This is a genomic window from uncultured Desulfovibrio sp. (assembly GCF_944327235.1).
Lineage (GTDB): Bacteria > Desulfobacterota > Desulfovibrionia > Desulfovibrionales > Desulfovibrionaceae > Desulfovibrio.
In genome coordinates this window covers 1-21,194 of the sequence record NZ_CALVHE010000041.1, presented here as the reverse complement: position 1 = coordinate 21,194, position 21,194 = coordinate 1, and the positions used below count along the sequence as shown (strand labels likewise).

17 protein-coding genes, 2 tRNA genes and 2 pseudogenes are annotated in these 21,194 nt (G+C 60.2%); 8 read left to right on the top strand and 13 right to left on the bottom strand.

Annotation, left to right across the window (positions count from 1 at the left end):
• Positions 1-398 precede the first annotated feature (398 nt).
• The 5 genes and pseudogenes from Q0K00_RS11835 to Q0K00_RS07240 all read right to left on the bottom strand — a co-directional run.
• Positions 399-599: pseudogene (locus Q0K00_RS11835) on the bottom strand (IS5/IS1182 family transposase); the annotation flags it as partial.
• A gap of 51 nt (positions 600-650) precedes the next feature.
• The gene (locus Q0K00_RS07255; protein WP_297228297.1) at positions 651-1,445 is read right to left on the bottom strand and encodes a WYL domain-containing protein; all 795 of its coding nucleotides are present in this window, start codon (positions 1,443-1,445) and stop codon (positions 651-653) included.
• A gap of 387 nt (positions 1,446-1,832) precedes the next feature.
• A complete protein-coding gene (locus tag Q0K00_RS07250; protein ID WP_297228296.1) occupies positions 1,833-1,964 on the bottom strand; it encodes a hypothetical protein in 132 nt (43 codons plus the stop codon).
• Positions 1,965-2,338: 374 nt separating this feature from the next.
• On the bottom strand, positions 2,339-3,394 hold the full coding sequence (locus Q0K00_RS07245; RefSeq protein WP_297228295.1) for a hypothetical protein: 1,056 nt from the start codon (positions 3,392-3,394) through the stop codon (positions 2,339-2,341).
• 262 nt (positions 3,395-3,656) lie between these two features.
• Positions 3,657-5,240, bottom strand: coding sequence for a hypothetical protein (locus Q0K00_RS07240; RefSeq protein ID WP_297228294.1), 1,584 nt, complete (start codon positions 5,238-5,240; stop codon positions 3,657-3,659).
• Between the two features lie 862 nt (positions 5,241-6,102).
• Between Q0K00_RS07240 and Q0K00_RS07235 the strand changes: the two genes are divergently transcribed.
• Both Q0K00_RS07235 and Q0K00_RS07230 read left to right on the top strand, forming a co-directional pair.
• Entirely contained in the window at positions 6,103-6,438 is a 336-nt protein-coding gene (locus tag Q0K00_RS07235; protein WP_297228293.1) for a helix-turn-helix transcriptional regulator, read from the top strand.
• Positions 6,439-6,649: 211 nt separating this feature from the next.
• Positions 6,650-6,781, top strand: a pseudogene (locus Q0K00_RS07230) (single-stranded DNA-binding protein); the annotation flags it as partial.
• Positions 6,782-7,182: 401 nt separating this feature from the next.
• On the opposite strand, the gene Q0K00_RS07225 reads toward Q0K00_RS07230, so the two are convergent.
• The 4 genes from Q0K00_RS07225 to Q0K00_RS07210 form a co-directional block, all read right to left on the bottom strand.
• A tRNA-Leu gene (locus Q0K00_RS07225) sits at positions 7,183-7,267 on the bottom strand.
• A 533-nt stretch (positions 7,268-7,800) separates the two neighbouring features.
• Positions 7,801-7,885 (bottom strand) — tRNA-Leu (locus Q0K00_RS07220).
• A 118-nt stretch (positions 7,886-8,003) separates the two neighbouring features.
• Positions 8,004-8,819, bottom strand: coding sequence for a hypothetical protein (locus Q0K00_RS07215; protein ID WP_297228292.1), 816 nt, complete (start codon positions 8,817-8,819; stop codon positions 8,004-8,006).
• A gap of 72 nt (positions 8,820-8,891) precedes the next feature.
• The gene (locus Q0K00_RS07210) at positions 8,892-9,518 is read right to left on the bottom strand and encodes a hypothetical protein (protein ID WP_297228291.1); all 627 of its coding nucleotides are present in this window, start codon (positions 9,516-9,518) and stop codon (positions 8,892-8,894) included.
• Between the two features lie 284 nt (positions 9,519-9,802).
• Between Q0K00_RS07210 and Q0K00_RS07205 the strand changes: the two genes are divergently transcribed.
• The 6 genes from Q0K00_RS07205 to Q0K00_RS07180 all read left to right on the top strand — a co-directional run bounded on the left by Q0K00_RS07205 (position 9,803) and on the right by Q0K00_RS07180 (position 16,156).
• Positions 9,803-10,864, top strand: a complete 1,062-nt coding sequence (locus Q0K00_RS07205; protein WP_297228290.1) for a DUF1786 domain-containing protein — start codon at positions 9,803-9,805, stop codon at positions 10,862-10,864.
• 54 nt (positions 10,865-10,918) lie between these two features.
• Positions 10,919-12,217: a phenylacetate--CoA ligase family protein gene (locus tag Q0K00_RS07200; protein WP_297228289.1), complete on the top strand. Its 1,299-nt coding sequence runs from the start codon at positions 10,919-10,921 to the stop codon at positions 12,215-12,217.
• A 10-nt stretch (positions 12,218-12,227) separates the two neighbouring features.
• Positions 12,228-12,857 carry a DUF456 domain-containing protein gene (locus Q0K00_RS07195; RefSeq protein ID WP_297228288.1) on the top strand — a complete coding sequence of 210 codons (630 nt, stop codon included), beginning with the start codon at positions 12,228-12,230 and terminating at the stop codon, positions 12,855-12,857.
• Positions 12,858-13,098: 241 nt separating this feature from the next.
• The gene (locus tag Q0K00_RS07190; protein ID WP_297228299.1) at positions 13,099-14,037 is read left to right on the top strand and encodes a TrmH family RNA methyltransferase; all 939 of its coding nucleotides are present in this window, start codon (positions 13,099-13,101) and stop codon (positions 14,035-14,037) included.
• A 175-nt stretch (positions 14,038-14,212) separates the two neighbouring features.
• Positions 14,213-15,364 carry an AAA family ATPase gene (locus Q0K00_RS07185; protein ID WP_297228287.1) on the top strand — a complete coding sequence of 384 codons (1,152 nt, stop codon included), beginning with the start codon at positions 14,213-14,215 and terminating at the stop codon, positions 15,362-15,364.
• A gap of 12 nt (positions 15,365-15,376) precedes the next feature.
• A complete protein-coding gene (locus Q0K00_RS07180) occupies positions 15,377-16,156 on the top strand; it encodes a hypothetical protein (RefSeq protein WP_297228286.1) in 780 nt (259 codons plus the stop codon).
• A 226-nt stretch (positions 16,157-16,382) separates the two neighbouring features.
• On the opposite strand, the gene Q0K00_RS07175 is transcribed toward Q0K00_RS07180, so the two are convergent.
• Genes Q0K00_RS07175 through Q0K00_RS07160 form a run of 4 tightly spaced genes read right to left on the bottom strand, consistent with a single transcriptional unit; the run spans position 16,383 to position 20,973 of the window.
• Positions 16,383-17,279 carry an NAD(P)-dependent oxidoreductase gene (locus Q0K00_RS07175; protein WP_297228285.1) on the bottom strand — a complete coding sequence of 299 codons (897 nt, stop codon included), beginning with the start codon at positions 17,277-17,279 and terminating at the stop codon, positions 16,383-16,385.
• A gap of 55 nt (positions 17,280-17,334) precedes the next feature.
• Positions 17,335-19,050 carry an SUMF1/EgtB/PvdO family nonheme iron enzyme gene (locus Q0K00_RS07170; protein ID WP_297228284.1) on the bottom strand — a complete coding sequence of 572 codons (1,716 nt, stop codon included), beginning with the start codon at positions 19,048-19,050 and terminating at the stop codon, positions 17,335-17,337.
• Positions 19,040-20,317 (bottom strand): FtsX-like permease family protein, encoded by a 1,278-nt coding sequence (locus tag Q0K00_RS07165; RefSeq protein ID WP_297228283.1) that lies wholly within the window; start codon positions 20,315-20,317, stop codon positions 19,040-19,042. Before Q0K00_RS07165 ends, Q0K00_RS07170 begins: the two co-directional genes overlap by 11 nt.
• Positions 20,317-20,973, bottom strand: coding sequence for an ATP-binding cassette domain-containing protein (locus Q0K00_RS07160; RefSeq protein ID WP_297228298.1), 657 nt, complete (start codon positions 20,971-20,973; stop codon positions 20,317-20,319). The genes Q0K00_RS07165 and Q0K00_RS07160 overlap by 1 nt, the downstream gene beginning before the upstream one ends.
• Positions 20,974-21,194: the final 221 nt, after the last annotated feature.

Genomic DNA, 21,194 nt, shown 5'->3' with positions numbered 1-21,194 from the left:
CGCCCGCGCGGGACGAGCGTCCGTCCGGCGTCGGAGCTTCCGCCCCTGCGGGGCGGCGATCTCCTCCGCGCCCTGCCGCGCTTACGTCAGCAAGCGGAACCGTCGTTCCCGCTTCGCAAGCGCTACGTCGTCCCTTGATGAGGGATGGGAAAGGCGGCTTTCCCTTGCTGAGTCGGTGCACTGTGCCGGAGAGACGTTGGACCTTCGGGGGGACTGTCCGCGTGGTGGGGTCAAGACTCATTAAAGGTAAAAAATAATAATGGCAGTAATATGGGTTGCCGAAAGTATGAGCACAGCGATCATAGCGCATGGCTATGCGCCGCCAGTCTTTTAAGCGAGCAAACATATTCTCTATCTTGTGCGCTGCCGATGCAGTCTTTTGTCGTAATATTCTTGACTTATTGTGTTTTTCGAGCTGAAATGCAGAGTATACAGTTCTGACGTTTCAAATGCTTGCGGATCCATGACGCGCCATAGCCCCTGTCGACAAGAAGAACTGGAGCTGATGATAAACTGGGCAACAAGTATGCCGCGCCAGCGTAATCACTGACAGGACCGGCGGTTAGCAACGTCCGAATCGGACGCCCCAAGGCATCACAGACCGCATGTAATAATGAGTCCTGAGCTTAGGGAATGCATCGGCCGCACACTTACTCCCTGCCAATCAGGCACGCGTCCTCCCCGAAGCTCCGCACCCAGGCCATGAGTTCCGGTTCACTGCGGGTCGTGATTTCAAGCATTACCCCACCGTCATCCAACTCCTCCAGTTGTTGTCTGTCCGCCCAAATCCTTTCCCGCACATAGTCCGAAGCCCTGCCGGGGGTGAAACGGATGCGAAATGTTCTTGGCTCATGCCACGGCAGACCAAAATTACCCGGCTCCGCCTCAGGCATATCGAAGCAAAAGTGTTTATCCGTCAACGTGACTGCCTTGATCCTGTGTACGGCCAGATTGATAAGTCTACGCATGTCTTTGAAGTCATCAGTGGTCACCGCGCCCAGCACATAGAGGGCGTTGTTCATGGAGACGAGACGGTTGACGGCAAGGCGGTGCTCGCTGATGCTCTGCTTTCCGGCGGCCTTGTACTGGACAAGGCATATCCGTTTCTCTTCCGCTGATTGCAGCAGGGTTTCTATTTGCTGAAAATGTGGGGTATAATCGATCTTGCCTTTGGCAAAGAAGGAAAATCGCTCCCGTTGCTCATGCGCGGCGTACGCATGATCCGCCATGAGGAGTGAAAGATTAAAGATGGTGTCGTCCACCCGACGGCGGACATCTCTCGGCAGGATGGGAGCCGCCAGATCACGGCATATCGCCAGATAGCGCAGTTCTTCAAACTCCAGTCCCAGACCGTTCCGGGAAAGAGGTTTCATCCGATACCAGCGTCTCCTATTCTCGGTACCGGATTCGAGGTTTATGCCAATCACCGACTCGATCTCACTCATGAGACGTATGATGGTTTGTGGCGAACACTGTAACTCCTCCGCAAGCTCAGACTGAAAATGACGTCTGCCGTTGAGCATAAGCTTTCTGAACAAGCGCAGGAGCTTTACTCCCGGTGTACTGTCCTGGTCTATTTTGGTTGGCAATATCCGCTCCCGCAACGTGATCCGTCCGTAGCGATCACCGACAACCGCTACAGGCGGGATAGAGACTCTCAAATGTGCTTCAGCACGTTCGCTTTAGGATTTTCTTATGTTCTTTACCTATGTCCTTTGCCTTTTGTCTAGCCTCCCAGAGTAGGCGTGAGACAAGTTTCCCGCATTTACTGGCCGCATCAGGGGAAAAAATGACGATAGGCGGCCAAATGGGAGGATACGGATATGGTCGCATCATGCTTCCCCCTCCGTTCCTTCCGGCAAAGATTCTCGTCTATCTTCTTCTTGTTCCCGAAATCCTTCAATATAGCCGGACGCCACATATCCGACGATACACCCGGCAACGAAACAAGCGATACGAACCATGAAGATCCTCCAGAAAAGATTAGGGGTTTGCGTTCTTTTCAAACGCATGAGGTGAGTATGGAGTCTTGTTATTCCAAAATATGGAAAGCAAGAAAGAAAAACAGCGGAGAAAAAACGACTACCTGTTTGGTAAAAACACAAACAGGTAGCCACAAGTGAAATTTCGCATCCGTATTCAGCTTCTTGTGAAGCTCATGAAAATACTGAGTGCCCCGAATCCGGGCAGCTTTCATTTTATTTTCATCTCTCTTTTTTCTCTTTGTCTTCTTTCTCTTTGTCCTCTATCACTTTCTTCATCGAATCCATGAGAATACCCGCTATACCGGCAGCCGACGCAAGGAGTATCGACAAGATCGACGGAGGTGGTTGAATTATCACAGGCAGTCCCCCCACTTCTTTATCGTTTTGAGGACGCCATCCGCCTTTTCAATGGAGTCTTGCACGGCCTTCTTACGGATAGATGGCAATGTCTTGCCCTCCACGGATTTTTCCACTAAGGCCACGCCGCACATTGCGTTCAGCAGGCTGACCAGCAGGGAAGTGTTTTCTATTCGTATCCGCTCCTCATCATTGAAATCCTCATAATCCTGTCTGCCAAAGATATTTATCTCACGATCCATCCAGACCAGATGTTGCTGGTAGATGCCATTTACTTTGTTCAGAGATTGATGATGAACCCTTGCAACTATTCTCAGTTCGCTCAACCATTTACGTTCCCTGTTGCACTCCTGTTCCAATGTCAGCATTTGCGACCATACCTCGTCTGCTTCTTTAGTACGTTCGTCCGCTTTGCTGTTGAAATAGAGGCCACCTACGAGCAAACCGATGCCCAAGGCCGCTCCTCCAATGAGAGCCGAACCCACTCCGGCTGCGATAGCGCCGCTTCCGACTGCGAGCGCACCGCCATTTGGGCCGAAGGTCGCATTTGGTGTCGTCGCATCACCGCTCAGCGAAGCTATCATCTTTCCGATGGAGGTGGGGTCGATTCCTTGCAACTTATCAACCACCGACAGGGCACCGAACACGCCTAAACCAGCAGCGGTTCCAAGTGCCGCCCCAGTTAAAGCGTCAGCTATAGCCCTTGCACGTATGGAAGTCTCTTTGAGTTTTTCGAAGTCACATGCAGGCAGGACGATACCATCCTTATTGAATTCTTTAATCACCGGACGATTATGGATTTTTTCGAACACATCTTGAAATTTTTTCCAGCTGGATAAGATCTCAAGCTCGAATTTGCCTAACTCATCCATCTCCTTTTGAGTAAGAGTCCGGTCGTCAAGGAGTCTCTCAAGATTTTTTTCATGGCGATTTTGGGCTTTTTCCATTTTGTCGCTGGCATCGCTCACCTTTATGGCTCCATTAATTCCAGCCCCCACGCCAGCCACACCTGCGGCAACCGCGGCCACACCAAGAATAATCGGGATCGGCATGATTATTTCCTCTTCTCTTCATTTTGAAATTGTGCACAATAGGACAACGTTATCTGCCAGTACGTGTCGTGATCCATGATGTCTCGATAGAACGCCTCATAGCCTTCCTCTATCCGGCATAAAAGAGGGCGCTCCTCATAAATGGAACACAGATTATCGTGAAGATAACGACAGACTCCGTCGCCTCTATCCAATCCCGCATATAGTGCGGAGAGACGAAGGCGACGGCAGCACGCGCCGCATTGACTGCAGGGAAACGTCATTACAATACCAAGGTGCGGCTACGATCCCGCATGAAGGAGTTGAAGTCTCCTTGCCCCCAGGGAATGGTCATGCCGATGGTTTTCATGGCGCTTTGCAATACGGCGTTCAACTCCGCATCTGTCCGGGCAGCTTCCAGCTTGTCCGCAACTGTTCGATAACCGGCGACTTCCTTGCGAAATTTTTCCAGGTCGATGTTCTCAAGCTTTGCGGCAAACGCCTCAAAATAGGCGGCCTGTTTGCGGAAGTATTCGACGGTGGCATCGATACAATGCAGCTTGTCGAAAAAACCGACAAGCTTTTGGCAGTGCTCGCTGTGATCCAAAAAATAGAGTAACGAACACGCCATGATGCCGGTAACCGCTGTCCCGCAGAAGGTAGCTACAACATCGCCGACGATAGGAATTGCTCCGACAGGCGTTGTTTGAACTGCTTCCTGGACCATAGTGCCAGCGACAACACTGGCGCCCGCCGCCAACACTTTTGCGACAGCCCTCATCCGTTGTCCGAAGGGAAGACAGTCAGGATTGAGGAACAGGATTTTGCACGCTTCCACAAGGCTGGCCCACGTCTGCCGAATCACGCGCACAACATTTTTGGCAGTGGTAAAAAATACATTGCACAGCGTCGTGGTAATACTGGACAAAGCTCCGGACAAAGCCCCATCCGCAAATTTTGCCAAAAGCTCTTTATATTTTGCCTTGAGATTTTCTATTCCCCGCTTTACGCCCCTCCCGATATTTTTCAGGAGGATGCCCAAATCACGGATATTCTGATTCGCCGCTTTTTGGAATTCTTCTTTTACCGCAAACAATATCTCAGCAAACGCGAAGCCGAGCATTTGTCGCAAACCCATTGCGCCCGCCGTATTCGCTGCGGCTATCGCCAGATCCTTTCGAAATTTCGGACTGGTATAATAAGTTCGATTAATCTTGTCTTCATACGCTTTTTTTGCCCGTGCGTGCTCCTTCCGCATATTCTCTTTCTGTTCCAGCGGTAGTTCGGGGTGCTTCTCCAGATACTCCTCGATATCCATAGCCCCCATGGAGCTGTTCAGCGCCGCATTTGTAAAGCGAAGATTATCGTCGGAATTGGCCAAATCCTCGCCTCTCAGGCCAGCGAGTGACCTTGCTGGGTCATCGTGAATCTCCTTTGCGGATATGACGTGATCGAGGCTTGCTTTTTGCTCCGGTGGCGCGCTTTTGGAAAAGGCGACTTTCTTTCCTGTGTACGCATCCGTTGTGGTCCCTGTATCCGAGGCGCGCCGCGTGTTATGCTTGGTAGCCCTGTAGTTTTCGTTTTTATCATGATACGAATAGGAGTTATATTCGCCTCTATTCTTATAGTCTGCCTCATTTTGTGCGTTTTTATAGTGCATTTGCGGATCGGTATCAATTTGGCGGACATTATGGACAGTGTCTACGTCCCCGCCGTGCTGATCACGAATGAATATATCAAGCCCAAAAGACGTAATCAGACTCCGCACAATGACTCGTTCATATTGGGAAAAGAGACTATCGGCCACACGCTCGTCAGGTGTCGGCTGATAATCCGCTCCCACGGCTAGCACATAGCTTTGTGACATGTGTTCATGCTCCTTTCAGTTTGACTCAGGGACGTATGCGAATGAGACGCCCCAGCCTTGTTCCAAAAGCGGGTCCGCCTTGTCTCGATCTTCACGGAAAACTTGGCGCCCTCTTTCTAGGGTGTGCCTGCAAACGCTCTCCACGGCGAGCTTTGCCAGAGAAGTATGGTTCGTGGATAAGCGTATATCCCCGATTCAGGCGTTGGCAGAAAAGAGGATATCTGATCGCTATCCTTGTGCTTCTTATCTTACAGGCCGCCATGAACCAAATCATGATGGATGGGACATACGTTCATGCTCATAATAGTGCGGAGCTCGACATGCCTCTGGAACAAGTCAGGCTCTCGGACGAAGTCGTGGCTGGTTTACCTCCAAAATCCATGCAGTGGTGGATGCTCTCGGTAATTTGATAGCTTATACTATCGCGGCAGGGCAATCATCCGGGTATCCTCAAATCAGTAAGCTCTAACACAGTATCATGACACAAAAATTCTAGCCAATACGGGCTATGACAAGCAGGAACCTAAGATGCGCCTCCCCAGCAGGGATGTGAAGAAGTTATTCCCTCCAGAAGGACGAATCATCATCCCCGTACCATCGGCAGACATCTCTACAAGGTCCGTCATCGTATTGAGGCGTTTTCAACAAGATCAAAGAATATCGTAAAATTGTAACTCGTTATGGCAAGCTGGTAGAGGTGTTTGCGGTCTTTGCGTGTCTCGCTGCTTCACTTCTTCGGCTTCGATATGAGGTTTGCGGATACCTCCCTAATTGCAAAATAGGATTATAAAGTCAATTAATTGAAGTTAAAATTAAAAATTTCATGCCCAATCCGTGGCAAAGTCACAAAAAGGATTTTGTCATGAAACTTGTTGAAATTGTTGGCGAAAATATATCTTTGCGACGTCGGTTGCTAGGGCTCTCTCAAAAAGAGCTGGCCATACGTCTTGGTATCACGCAGGATGCCCTGAACCGCATGGAAAAAGGGCGAATGGCCCCTAAAATGAGCCGATTGGAAGACATTGCTCAAGAACTTCAATGCCCTGTATCCTTTCTCTTTCATCGCAACGCCTCAGCAGTAATGGAGCGTGCCGCTATATTGGCTGATATCCTCGGAACAGTGCCCGTCGATGGGCAGGAGGCCATCATCAACCTGGTGGCTGAAACCGCCCGGTTGATGAATTTCAAAAAGCCGTAGCCACTTGGGCGGCTATCGCCACGCATGTTCCTTCTCCATACGCATCTTCATGATATGCATGATCCTTCCAGATTATGGAATGTTGCGAAGAGAAAGCAAAAATGTTGAGAAAAAAATAATCAAAAAATTTTAATAGATATTATCGCAAAGAAACATATGTGGCCTCGGAGGATCCATCTTCCGGGGCTTCATTTTTTCGTAGGGAGGTCTCATGCTGGCATACTGTTCCGCTGAAATATCGGAACTGGCCAAGGCTCTCATCGCGGCACAGCGCGAATTGTTGCCTGCGGCCAGAGATGGCACCAATCCTTTCACCCGAAGCAATTACTCTACGCTCAACTCAGTCATGGAGGCTTGCCGTGATGTCCTTCGCGCACATGGTATCTGGATGATCCAGCTTCCTGCCCTGCACCTGTGGAGCTTTGTCCAGGACTTAGAGCAATTTCGGTTTGAAACGCTTCGCGTTCCAAACCATACGGCCTGTCGCTTCGCGGAAAAAGCGCGGTTTTTCCGCTTGGTTTGGGCCGGGCGGCGCTGCGCCGCCGCCTCGCGTTTTGCCTTTGAAAAAAAGGCAACATGCCGAAAAAGAAAGAAAAAGCATCCGTCACGGCCGCGACGAGCGAAAAAGGGCAACGAAAAAGGGTCACGGGAAGTGCCGCGACCACAACGAAAAAAGGTCACGGGAAGTCCCGTGACCATAACGAAAAAGGGCCACGGACATCTCCGTGACCCTTGCTTGCGGACTGGTGCCGAGGGCGGGACTCGAACCCGCACAGCTATTGCCACTACCCCCTCAAGATAGCGTGTCTACCAGTTCCACCACCTCGGCGGCAGGAAACTTATAGGCCAAAGCGCGGAGCTTGGCAAGTTTTTTTTTTCATGCGGCGTCATGCCGCGGGGCAGGGGCCTTGTCCGCCCTCCGGCGCAAACGGGTCGGCTGCCGGGCGGGGCTGGGAGCGTCTTTGCCTTGCCTCGTCGTATTGAGCATTTCCCGTTTGGAACGCTTCGCGCCGCACACCATACGGCCTGTCGCTTCGCGGGAAAAGGCGCGCTCCCCGCTCATCTCTGGCCGGGCGGCGCTGTGTCGCCGCCTCGCGTCATGTCGTTTTCAACGGCAACATGCTCTTGTGGTGCGGTGCGGGACAGGCCCGACGACGATATGCCGCATGGGCCGCCGCGGTCAACCGGAGCGCCCCCCGAACGCCGCGCGGGGCCGGGCAAGGGGACACGTCCGGGCAGGGGGGACGCATCCGGGCGGCGGAAGGCGGCAAGAGCGCGGGGGCACAACAAAAAGCCGCGGGAAACTCCGTGACCCACAACAAAAAAGGGCCACGGACATCTCCGTGACCCTTGCTTGCGGACTGGTGCCGAGGGCGGGACTCGAACCCGCACAGCTATTGCCACTACCCCCTCAAGATAGCGTGTCTACCAGTTCCACCACCTCGGCGGCGAAGAAGAGCTTTACCTTTTTTTCGTGCGGCAGGCAAGTCTTTTTTCAGGGCTTTCCCTGTTTCCTTGCCGCCGCGTCTTTTCCGCCCGTGCGCGGCCCCTGCGGGCGTCGTGCCCTACGGGCGCGTGTTTTTCAGCTCTTTCCTCAGGGTCCAGTGCGGCGGTTCGATGCCCTCGCCCGTGCAGGCGAGGAACTCCCGGTAGGGGAAGCGCTCTTCATCCCCTTCGGCGGCGAGTCGGCCGAAGAAGCAGCGTCCGTCCGGGCTCATGATGGCGTCCCAGATCCTTCGATCCGAAGGAAGGACAAGCCCGAACGAGGCCAGATAGTCCCGGAGCGGCCACGCGTTGGCATACCGGCTGGGGGCCGGGATGTCCTCATCCCAGACGTACATTCGGCGCTCCTGCTCGAAAAGGATGATCCTGCCGTTGTCGCTGATGTCCCACTGTACGCCCAGCGGGCCAGCAAAGTCGTCATCGTCGGTGATGGGGGTGACGCCGCCCTTGTCGTCCAGCCGGGCCAGCAGGTTGACGCCGCCCGGCAGCGGCCTGTCGGGGCTGAGATCCGGCCGGTATCGCTGCAACAGGATGAGGCACAGATTGTAGCGCGCGTCGAAGCTCGGCGTGCAGGACTCGATGTCATGGATGAACCAGTCCAGGAGCATCGGGCTTTTGGGGTCCAGCTCTTTTTTCTTTTGCAAAGCGGCCAGTTCCGCGTCCGTAAGGAGATGGTTGTGCGATAGGAGCCGCTGTCTCCCCCAGCGGTACAGGGGGTTGCCCGGATCGCCCGCCCGGACGATGTTGCGTTCTTTCCCGGGTTCGCCGCCCGCGACGGCGCCGCCGAAGGTCAACTGCCGCTTTTTGCCGGTCTTGAGATCGTGGACAAAACTGTTTCCCGACCGGAAAGAGATGATCTTTTTCCCGTCGCGGCTCATGACGCGCTGGGGGGTCGAGCTTTCGTTCAGGAAGCGGGGGATCTCTCTGTAGCGCGTGCCTTCCCGGACGAATCAGAGCGGCCTGTTGAAGACGTAGCCCCTTTCCATGGCCTTCTTGCCCTGCGGCGTTGCGATGTACCGATCCCATTCTTCCTCGGGAGCGTCAGGCTGGGGCGCGCCGGGGACGGGTTCCTTTCCCTCACCGGCGGCGACGCGACCGTCGGCCGACAGGCCGCGCCAGTACACGTCGATCAGCCCGTGCCGGGACATGAAATGCCTTTTCCCCTTGTGATGCCAGATAAAGCCGGTCTTGGCCCACGTCTGACCGTAGCCGACGGGATGGGCCCTGTCGTCGCGGGAGAGAAAGCCCGTCATGGTGCGTCCGTCGTCGCTCAGAAAGACGCCCATGCCGTAATCCGGCGCCGAGACCGGGAGGCGGACCATGCCGAGATCCCGGCTCCAGACGAAGGGCTGGCTCTCGATGATGCCGGTGACGGCGCGACAGCCCGGAGCGATGGCCCGGAGACGGCCGGTCCGTTCGTCCAAAAGCGGCGTCATGTCCATGATGAAGCCCCTCGGCGGCGACTGGACGGCGGGCGCGGCGGCGGGGACGGCGGGCGGGAAAAGCATCGGGAGCGCCGACAGGGCCAGACCCGCCTGCCGCAGCCATCGGCTGCCGGAACGAAGAAACTGTTTCATATCCTTCTCCTCCTTCGTCCGCTGTGGGGCATCCGCTGTGGGGCATCCGCTGTGGGGCGCGTCGCGGCGAGGTGTATCGCAAAGCATAGGCGGGATCGCCGGATGCGGTCAATCCGTGCGGGCGGGGAGATGCGCCGGGGATGCCTGTCGGCGGGGGGCGCGTCCTCTCCGCCGGACACGTACCCCCCGCGCCCGTCCCCGCGTCCGCACGGCACGGCCGGGTGCGGGCGGGGCTTGCGCTGGGGCGGGCTTGCGCGTACATCAATGCGACGAGAGGTGCGCTTATGGATGCCCTGATCCAGGATCTTTTGCGCCGGTCCGGTCCGGTGCTGTGTGTGGATATCGGCAGCGGCACGCAGGACGCGCTGCTGGCCCGGCCCGGCCTTGAGCCGCACAACTGGCCGCGTTTCGTGCTGCCGTCCCCGGCGCGGATGGTGGCGCAGCGCATCCGCGAGCTGACCCTGCTCAAGCGTGATGTCTGGCTGTACGGCGGCAATATGGGCGGGGGCTTCGGTCAGGCGGTGCGGGAGCACATCGCCGCGGGCCTGAAGGTGAGCGCCACGGCGGCGGCCTCGCGCGCCCTGCATGACAGGGAGGACGTGGTCTGCGGCATGGGGGTGCAACTGGCCGAGGACTGTCCGGCGGGGCATGTGCCGTTGTTCCTGACGGACTATTCGCCGGAATTCTGGGCGTCGCTGCTGCGCCATGCGGGCCTGCCGCAGCCGCACCTGACGCTTGCCGCCGCGCAGGACCACGGCGAGCACGGTCAGGGCAACCGGGCGGGCCGGATGCGGATGTGGCAGGATCTGCTGCAAAAGTCCGCCAGCCCGGAGGCGTGGATACATGCGGACGTGCCGCCGCTGCTCACGCGCCTGCGCGCCCTGCGGGACAAGACGGGCGGTCCGGTGGCGGACACGGGGGTGAGCGTCCTGCTGGGGGCGCTGAGCGAACCGGAGGTCATGGAGCGCAGTTTCCGGGAGGGCATCACCATCGTCAACGTGGGCAACGGGCACACGGTGGCGGCGCTCGTCTACAAGGGGATCGTGCGCGGGGTGTACGAACACCATACCGGGATGCGCTCCCTGCCGGAGATACTGTCCGATCTGGAACAGTTCCGCAAGACGTGGCTGCCCGCCGAGGAAGTGCGGGCCAGCGGCGGACACGGGACGGCCTTCGGCCCGTATTGCGAGGAGGCCGGAGGCTATGTGCCGACCTTCATCCTGGGGCCGCGCCGGGACATGCTGGCGGGACAGGGAAGATTTTTGTCCCCGCACGGGGACATGATGCAGGCGGGCAGCTTCGGCCTGCTCTGGGGCTGGGCCAGACGGCGGGCGCGGCAGGCTTGAGCCGCGCGCCGCGAGATATCTTGTGTAGATTTGCCTTGTGTAAGGAGAACAACGATGGACGTTTTTGATCCGGCGGAACTGTGGAGCCGCGACCAGATCGAGCACACGCAACTGACGCGGCTGCGCGCCACGGTGGCGCAGGCCCGCAAATGCGAATTCTACCGCCGCCGTCTGGATGAGGCGGGCGTGACGCCCGAAAGCATCCGGAGTCTGGACGACGTGCGCCGCATCCCCTTCACCACCAAGCAGGACCTGCGCGACCAGTATCCCACGGGGATGCTCTGCGTGCCGCAGTCGGAGATCGTGCGTATGCACTGTTCCAGCGGCACCACCGGCAGTCCGGTGGCCATCTGTCACACGCAGAACGACATCAATTCCTGGGCCGATCTGGTGGCGCGCAGCTTCTACATGGTCGGCGTGCGCAAGGAGGACGTGTTCCAGAACATGTCCGGCTACGGCCTGTTCACCGGCGGTCTCGGCATCCATTTCGGGGCGGAGCGCATCGGCTGCATGACCATCCCCGCCGGGCCGGGTAACTCCCGCCGTCAGATCAAGCTGGCCAAGGATTTCAAGACCACGGTGGCCCACATCCTGCCGTCCTATGCGCTCATCCTGGGCGAGCATCTGCGGAGCATGGGCGAGGACCCGCGGGAGTTCCCCCTGCGTATCGCCGTGGTGGGCGCGGAGCCGTATACCGAGGAGTTCCGCCGCCGCATCGAGGATCTGTTCAACATGAAAGCCTACAATTCCTACGGGCTTTCGGAGATGAACGGGCCGGGCGTGGCCTTCGAGTGCCTGCTGCAGCAGGGTATGCACGTCTGGGAAGACTGCTACATCCCGGAGATCATCGACCCCGAGACCGGCGAGCCCGTGCCGGACGGCCAGACGGGCGAACTGGTCATGACCTGCCTGTGCCGTCAGGGTATGCCCATCCTGCGTTACCGCACCCGCGATCTGACCCGCTTCCTGCCCGGCGAATGCGCCTGCGGCCGCAAGCATCGTCGTCTCGACCGCATCGTGGGCCGCTCGGACGACATGTTCATCATCAAGGGCGTCAACGTCTATCCCATGCAGATCGAGCAGGTGGTGATGAGCTTCCCGCAGGTGGGGCAGAACTACCTCATCCTGCTGGAGAACGACGGCTTCGGGGACGTGATGCGCGTACAGGTGGAGATCCGCGACGAGTATTTCGTGGAAGACATGCGCAGCCTGCAGGGCCTGCAAAAGACCATCGCCAACCGCCTGCGGGACGAGATCCTCATCACGCCGCGCGTGGAGCTGGTGCAGAGCAACAGCCTGCCGTCCTCGGAAGGCAAGGCCGTGCGCGTGCAGGATCTGCGTCTCAAGAAGTAGGGACAAGAGCATGGAAGCTCTGTTGCACGCCCTTTCCTACGGGGTGGCCTACATCTTCGTGGTGCTGCTGGCCCTCGTGCTGCTGCTCAACATCCCCGGACTGCCCGCCAACTGGCTGGTGCTCGCGCTGGTGGGCATCTGGCAGTTCGTCCATCCCCAGCCCGGGGACCTGGATATCTGGTTCTGGGTCATGGCCGTGGGGCTGGCTCTGCTGGGCGAAGTGCTCGAGACCGGCGTGCAGGTCATCAAGGGCCGCCATCACGGTTCCAGCAAGACGGGGACCTTCGCGGGCATGATAGGGGCCATCGTGGGGGCCGTCGTCTTTGCGCCCTTCCTGCTGGGCGTCGGCGCGCTGCTCGGCGCGCTGTTCGGGGCCTGGCTGGGCTGTCTGCTGGTGGAGCTGATGCGCGGGCGCCCGCTGCAGCAAAGTCTGGATGCGGCCTTCGGCACTATGGTGGGGCGCTTCCTGGGGACCGTCTGCAAGTGCGGCGTGGGCGGGGCCATCGTGGCCCTCACCGCCCGGCGCATCTGGCCGGGACCGCCGTCCTCCCTGCCGCTCCCGCCGCCGGACATGCTGCCGTCCGCGCCCCCGGCGGAAGCGGGACAGGTCGTGATCTGGCTGGGCCATCTTTTCTGTTGAGGGACGGGACGCGCGTCCGTCCGTCGGCGTTCGTCCCTCTCCCGTGGATGTCGCGGGGGAGGGCGGCCCGGCGCGTGGACGAGGCGGGGCGTCCCCATCGCACGAGCGTTTTGCCGCGGGAAAAGGCATGACGCGAGACGGCGGCACGCCGCCCGGCCCAACGTGCGCGGCGGGACCGCGTTTTTCCCGCGAAACCACAGGCCGCAGGGTCTGGAACGCTCAAGGAGCCGGTATGGAACATCTGCTGCGCGGGCTGGACGTGGTGCTCGTCCAGACCCGTTTCCCCGAAAATATCGGCATGGCGGCGCGGGCCTGCGTCAATATGGGCTGCGGGCACATCTCGCTGGTGGAGCCGGAACGCTGGCTGCGCGACAAGGCGTCCCCGCTGGCCACGCCCAAGGGGCAGGCCCTGCTGGACGGCATCACCGTCCACCCCAGCCTGGCCGAGGCCGTGGCCGACAGCGCGCTGGTCATCGGCACCACGGCCCGGCGCGGCGGCTGGCGGCAGTCCCTGCTCTCGCCGGAACGCTGCGCCGAGGAGGTCGCCGGCTGCCTGCGGCAGGGCGGCCGGGTGAGTCTGGTGTTCGGCCCGGAAGACAGGGGGCTGGACAATGCCGCCATCACGCACTGCCACCGGCTGGTATGCATCCCCACGGACCCGGCGGCCAGCTCGCTCAATCTGGCGCAGGCGGTGCTGATCGTGCTGTATGCCTGCGCCGCGGCCGTGCGGGAGGGGGACAGACGGGCCGCCACCGGCCCGACCGGCACGAGTCCTCCAAGCCCCGCGACGGCGTCGATCCCCGCGTTTGGCCCGCAAACGGAGACCGCCGCGACCGGACAGAGCGCCCAGGACAGCCCGGCCGTCGCCGCCGGGCCGACCGCCCCGACCGGGCCGACTGGGCCGCGAGCGGAGACCGTCGCCTCCTCCGCCGGGAACGGCGAAAAGGGGGAGGACAGCTCCGGCCCGCTGGCCTCGGCGGCGGATCAGGAGCGCCTCATGGCCGCCCTGCGGGAGATGCTGCTGCGTATCGACTACCTCCACGGCGACAATCCCGACTACTTCCTCATGCCGTGGCGACGCCTGTTCGGCCGCGCCCGGCTGCGGCGACACGAATACGACGCCCTCATGGGCATGTGCCGACAGGTGCGGCGGGCGCTGGACCGGGCGGAAAAGCGCTGAGGGGCGGCCTGGGGAAGCGTCGCCGGAGTCTCGACCGTAGGCTTACCGCGCCTTTGTCGCACAGGCTCCTTGCCGTACAAGGCGCTGGCGGCAAGACATCGGGAGGGGCCGCGCTTGGCTTTCACAAGCCTGCGTGCTAGAGGTATCTTGGAAAACAAGCTTGGCGGGGATGAGCATGGATCGTATCACGCGCTTTTATATCGATAAATTCAAATCTCTGCACGATTTTGACATCCCGTTTTCTCCTTCACAGGAAAATACCTTCCTCTGCCTGATAGGCAAGAACGGAGCCGGAAAGTCTACTGTCTTGCAAGCTATTGACTTTGTGGGAGAAATTTTTAGGGGCAAGCTGTCTTCATGGCTGAAGGAAAGAAATTGGGAAAAGCGGGACATCTCCGCATTGCAAGGGATGCGTAACATTACCCTTGGAATTGAAGGTTGCTTTTCCGGGCGGATCATCAACTGGTCTGCCTCTTTCAATGTTGTGCATCTCAGATGTACATGGGAAAAAATAACGAGAGATAAGGAGATCATTTTTTCTGTTGCGGACGGAAAATACAAGTTTTTGGGCGAGGATGAAGCCAGGAATATTTTCACCTATGAAGGATCGCTCCTTACCATCCTTGACGAAAGCATCCTTGAGCGAAAAGGTTTGGCCCCATTCGTCAATTTCATGAAGAAGATGTATTCCTTCGATACATTGAATTCAAAGCAGCTTCGCACACGGACGCGGCCTGTCGATACAGATGCCAATATCGGCAGGGGAGGGGAATGCCTTTCCGGCAAGATAGCCTCTTTCTCTCATGAACAGCGCAGGGATCTTGTTTCCCGGATACAGGATTTCTATCCGTGGATCAGCGATATCCAGACGGTAACGCTGCGGGGGGGATGGAAAGAACTCTGCTTTATGGAAACATGTGAAGGCGGTAAAGTACAGCGCTGCTTTTCCTCGCAAAACACCTGTGACGGATTGTTGCGCCTTGTTGGTTTTCTGACCGAATTCATGACATCGGATACATTCATCGTTTTTGACGAGATAGAAAATGGCTTCAATCCGGAAATAATGGAAAAGCTCGTCGGCCTGATCACGAATTTTCGCAAGCAAATCATGATAACTACCCATAATCCTGTCATTATTAATTATATGCAAGATCCGGTCGCTATCGAAAGTACTCTCCTTGTCTATAAGAAATCTGACGGGACGACAGGCATCACACGTTTTTTTGAGATCCCCGAAGTCAGAGAACGGCTGGACTATCTTAGCCCGGGAGAAGTTTTTCTTGATGTAAATATAGATGAAGTCTTATTTAGTTCTGAATTTGTATAGGATAATATTGCCATGCTCGTTCTTGCAAGTGGCGAGGGGCCAACGGATATTGGAAAGGCATCAGGAAATTGCGATATCCATGCCCCCGGCTCTTGGGAGCCGGGGCCGATGGCGTATTTCATCGATCACGTCATACAAACTCTGTTTCATTTTGAGGCTCTCGGCAGTGCCATGTGGTTCCTTCCCGAAGAAGCCTTGAACAGGATCGCCAGAAACATAAGGCCAATGACCCTTGGCTCGCACAGGGAATTTCGAAAGTCCGCGTGGACGCTTCTGGCCAGCGCCCATAAGCTGGCACAAGAAAAAGGCTGTGCGGTCCTCCCCATCCTTTTCAGGGATACCGATGGAAGCAGGAGCCAGCAGAAGGCAAGCGGGCGCTGGCAGGAAAAACATGACAGCATAGCGTATTGTCTGGACAGAACGGGCACGACCATGCATGTCTGTCCCATGCTGCCTAATCCCAAGTCAGAGGCATGGTTGCTCTGTGCGCTGAAAAATGACTATCGCGACTGTGCTCCGCTTGAAAAAATCCCGGGAAACGATGCCAGCCCGCACAGCGCAAAATCCCAGCTGCGGGATTGTCTCGGCACAGAGGTTACGCAGAAATATCTTGTAGACCTCATTCAGGCGCGGAGAATCAGACCTGACGCCATCGATATGCCGTCATACAATGCCTGGAAAAACGACATGGGGATCATCTCGCAAAACATGGATGGACTGTATTCATTCAGTGCATCCATCATACAGAGATTCACTCAAGTCACTCGCTCAGTCCGCATCGAAAATATATAGAGCTTTTCCCGTGTGAAACGCGTTGCGCTTCACACCATACGGCCTGTCGTTTCGCGGAAAAACGCGGTCATCCCGCTCACGTCCGGCCGGGCGACGCTGTGCCCGCCGCCTCGCGTCCTGCCCTCGTCACAGGCAGGGCGCTCCTGCGGCAACGCCCCGTGCGGGCGGGAGAAAAAAATGCCCCCCGCCCGAAAGCGGGGGAGCCGGGAGGAGGCTTGTCCCGCCTCTACCGTTTCCACTGCTTGCCGCAGGCCTGCGCCAGGGTGCGGACGAGGCTCTGCGTACCGTCCTTGCCGCCGCCGAGGGCCTGCACCATGCGGTAGCATTCCTCGGCGCGTTCCGTGCCGGGCAGGACGAGGCCCATGCGGCGGCATTCCTCAAGGCAGAGGCCGAGGTCCTTCACGAAGTGCTCCACGAAGAAGCCCGGCGCGTAGTCGCCCTTGAGGATGCGGCGGCCCAGCGTGTTCATGGCCGTGCTGCCGCCCGCGCCGGGCACCACCAGTTCCAGCCACTTGTCCACGTCCAGCCCGGCCTCCTGCGCGTAGAGCAGGGACTCGCAGACGCTGAACATGACGCCCGCCACGGCGATCTGATTGGCCAGCTTGGCCTGCTGGCCGCTGCCCGCCGCGCCGCAGTGCATGATGGACGTGCCCATGACCTCGAGACAGGGGCGGATGCGCTCGCAGGCCGCGGCGTCCCCGCCCACGAAGATGGAAAGACGGGCCTCGCGCGCGCCGATGTCGCCGCCGGTCACCGGCGCATCCAGGGCGGCGCAGCCGCGGGCGGCGGCCTCCCGCGCGATGCGGGCGGCAAGGGCGGGGCTGGAGGTGGTCATGTCGCAGAGGATGCCCCCCTGCGCCAGACCGGACAACGCCCCGTCCGGGCCGAGCATGACGGCCTCCACGTCAGCGGGGAAGCCCACGATGGAAAAGACCACGTCGCTGTTCCGGGCCACGTCGGCCGGGCTGTCGGCCCAGTGCGCGCCCTTGTCCAGCAGGGGCTGCGATTTGGAACGGGTGCGGCTGTGGACCGTCAGCGGGAAACCGGCCTTGAGGATGTGTCCGGCCATGGAAAGACCCATGACGCCGGTGCCGATCCAACCGACACGCAAGGTAGTGCTCATGACGACGCTCCTTTGTTGAGGTCTGGGACGGAGGCCCCGTCAGGGACGGGGCGGCTTACTTGGCAAGGATCTGCTGCAGGATGCGGCGGCGGTCAAGGGCCTTGCCGCGCCGGGCCTCCTGCGTCTGACGGGTGAATATGTCCATGTTGCGGCGCATGTTGCCGTTGAAGACGTCGCTGCCCGGGAAGTCCTTGCCGAGCTGCTCCATGCTGTCCGCGAAAAGGGCGGCATCCAGCCTGCCCGCTTCCTCAAGCTTGCCGAGGTAGAAGGACAGGGTGCGCTCGATGCCCGTGCCGTACTGCCTGCGGGCCTCGGTGGACTGGGTGATGAGCTTTTGCAGGCGCTGCTTCACTTCGCCCTTTGCGATCTTCACATCCTTCTTCATCAGGACAAGCTGGCTGTCCAGCGACTGCTGACGGCTGGCGTAATTGCGGATGGTCTCGATGAGGTAGAGGCCGGTGCGCAGCAGGGACTGGGCCTCAAGCTGCTTTTGCCGCTCCTGCATGATGTTGTTTTCCTTGAGGGTCGTCCGCAGGGCCAGCAGGTTCTTCCTGACGCCCTCATTGGGCGCGGAGGCCAGCAGGCGGTCCAGCTCCTCCAGCGGATCGCGTCCGGCCCGCTGATCCTGGTCGGAGAGGGGCGCGGCCGATTCCCCGGCCTTGTCCCACTCGGCCACGAGCGTCGCCGGGCGGTCGCCGCCGGGCGTGTTGATGCCGGAGATGACCGGCCGGAACCCGAGGTCACGCGCATGGGCCGGGCCGTCCTGCAAAAAGAAGGGCGTCTCCTCGCGGCGGCCGGGCATGATCTCGGCCTCTCCCGACAAAAACGATCCGCCCTTGCGCACCATGCCCCCGGCCGAACCGTGCAGGCGTCCGGCCACGGAAAAACGGAAGGGATCGAGCGTCATCTCCGCGGCATTGCCCGCCGTATCGTACAGACCCAGCGGATTGGGCCTGCGCGAGCCGATGCGGGCGACGTCCTCCTCGATGCGCCCGGCCCCCTCGGGACGGTAGACGGCGTAATCCGCGAAGTCCGTCCCCTCGGCCATGACGAAGAAATCCTCCCGCATGAGCTGCTGCGTGCCCGCGAACTGGCCGCCCCGGGCCGCGTATTCCCATTCGGTCTCGGTGGGCAGCCGCACGAAACCCACGTTGCGGCTGTCCCCCGCGAAGCGCGGCAGGCTGTCCGGCGCGTTTTGCAGCAGCCACTGCGTATACCGCCGCGTGAAGTCCACGGCGTCGTACCAGCTTATGTCCGTGACGGGCCGGGCCGCGTCCGGCGCAAGGGCGGCGGTATCGGGCGGCGTGTCCCGCATGACGGCGTCATATTGCAGGCGGCTCACCTCGTATTTGGCCACCAGATAGAAATAATGCGATCCCTTCGGGGCCGACTTGCGCCAGTCGGCGGGCAGGTCCTCCAGACGGAAGGGCGCGGCCAGCGCGGCGGCATAGCGGCGATCGTAAAAGGCCCGCTCGTCGTTGGCCGCATCGTCGCGACCCGGCCGCAGGGGCATGTCCCAGAGCAAGCCCCGGGCGGGCACGGCCACCAGCCGGAAGGCCATCCGCAGCCCGCCCGGCATGGGCAGGAGGATGTCGTCCTCCGCGGGCCGGGGATCGGTGGCCGCCTCCACGGTGACGCTCTCCTTCGCCCGCAGGGCGGCGTCCGCCTCGGTCACGAGGCCCGGAGGACACAGCCCCGCCAGCACGAGCAGGGCGGCAAAAAGGCGGGATCGGGAAAGAAAGCCGTAACGGGATGAGGCATCAGACTTCACGAATGACCTCCGAAGGTTCGATGCGTCCGGCCCGCAGGGCGGGACCGATGGTGGCCAGCAGGGAAAGCCCGGCCACGATGAGCAGGGCGGCCGCGAAATGTTCGGGCAGCAGGCGGCAGACGCTTTCCAGTCCGCTGAGCGACCCGGCAAAAAGATGATCGACCGCCTGCGCGGCCAGCAGAAAGATGCCCCCCGCCAGCGCCGTGCCCAGCAGGGCGGTCAGCAGGCTCTGGGCCAGCGGGAAGAGCAGCAGCGCCCCCGTGCTGAAGCCCATGAGGCGCAGCAGGCCGAGCAGGCGCTCCTTGCGGGCCACGGCGGCCAGCATGTTGCTCGCCGTGGACGTGAGGAAGCCCACGCCCGCCGCCGCGCCGATAAGGGAAAAGATCAGATCCAGAGAGGCGGAGAGCTGCCGCACCTGCGCGATGGCCTCCGCCTGTGTGTACACCTCAAGCCCCCGCGCCGCAAAGGCCTGCCGCAGGGCCAGCACATCGTCCAGACCGCGCGCGTGCAGCCGGAAGCCCGCATAGACCCGCGGCCCCTCCGGCCGAGGCTCGCCCGTCCAGCCGCGTTCCGCCCCGAAAAGCGGCACCGCCCGCCCGTCGCGGAAGTCCTCCGCCGCCTCCACCACCTCCAGCGGCGCAAAGACCAGACTCTTCTGCTCCGCCGCCAGCGGCAAGATGCCCGTGACCCGCAGGGGCAGCCTCGCCCGCTGTACGGCCCCCTGATAACGCCGCTCGAACCGCCCCTCCAGCTCGTCCCCCACGCGCAGCCCCAGCTTTTCCGCCGCCGGAGCCGAAAGGACGACGCCGCTCCAGAGGATGCGACGCGGCGTGTCGGGAGCCGCGCCGTGCAGACCGCTGTCCAGCATCAGCGTCGGGACGGACGCCCCGTACCGCGCCAGCAGCGGGTCCCCCGCCGCGCTCGGTTCCAGCGAGGCCGTCAGCCGCGCCCCGTCCCCGGCCGTCAGGTCGATGGTCGCCGCGATGGCCCGCGTGCGCGGCAGCACGAATGCCACCGAGGGATGCTCCCGCAAGCGCTCCAGATAGTCCGCATCGAAATGGCCGCTCCCCACAGGACTGATCTCCAGCGTGCGCGGATCGCTCTGCAGACGGTCGGTCAACGTCCGCACCACGCCGAACTTGACCCCGTACAAAATGAGCAGCGGCGTCAGCACCGCCGCCAGCGTCAGGATCGCACACAACGAAAGCAGCCGCTCATGACGATAGTCCGCCACGGCAAGCCGCAGGCTCTGCAACGCAAGCCGCATCAGGCAGCCTCCTCACTGTGGCGGATGCGCGAAAGCGTCCCGCCGTCCCCCTCCCGCATCGTCGAGACCCGTACCAGACGGAAACCCGCCTCCTCCGCCATCTCCGGCGCATGGGTCACCATGATGACCGTCGTCCCCCGCTCCCCGGCCAGCTCCGCCAGCAGACCCAGCACCAGCCGCGCATGTTGCGGATCAAGAGCCGCCGTAGGCTCGTCCGCCAGCAAAATGGACGGGTCGTGCGCCAGCGCCCGCGCAATGGCCACCCGCTGCCGCTCGCCCACCGAAAGCCGCGACGGCATCTGCCCCAACAAACGCTCGATATGCAGACGCTCGCACAACTCCCGCACGCTCTCCCGACGCGCCGCCAATTCCCCCAACGCCCGGCACGGCAACAGGATATTCTCCCCAGCACTCAAAAACGGCAACAGCCCACCCACCTGCAACACATACCCCAAATGGTGCAGACGCATCGCCGCCAACTTCGCCTCCCCACCCCGACGCCATACCTCCAGCATGTCCAACGCCGCCTCCCCAGCCCGCGGCGCAAACAAAAAACGCTCCCCCCCATCAGGACGCAATACCCCAGCCAGCAAGTCCAACGCCGTACTCTTCCCGCATCCCGATGGACCGACCAACGCCAGCCTGTCCCCTCGCACCACGTCCAACGCCTCCAACTCAAGGCGGAACGACTCACTGCCCGGCCGCCGCTTGACGACCCCACGGACCGAATAGATCTTCTCCAAATCCCTGCCTCCCCGTGTTGGTGGTTTGTGGCTGGTGGTTGGTGGTTGGTGTTGTTTTGGGGGGAAGGGGCGCAGCGCGCGGTTGTGGGGGTGGTTTGGGGGTGTTCGTCAGGACGCGAGGACGTGTCCTGACC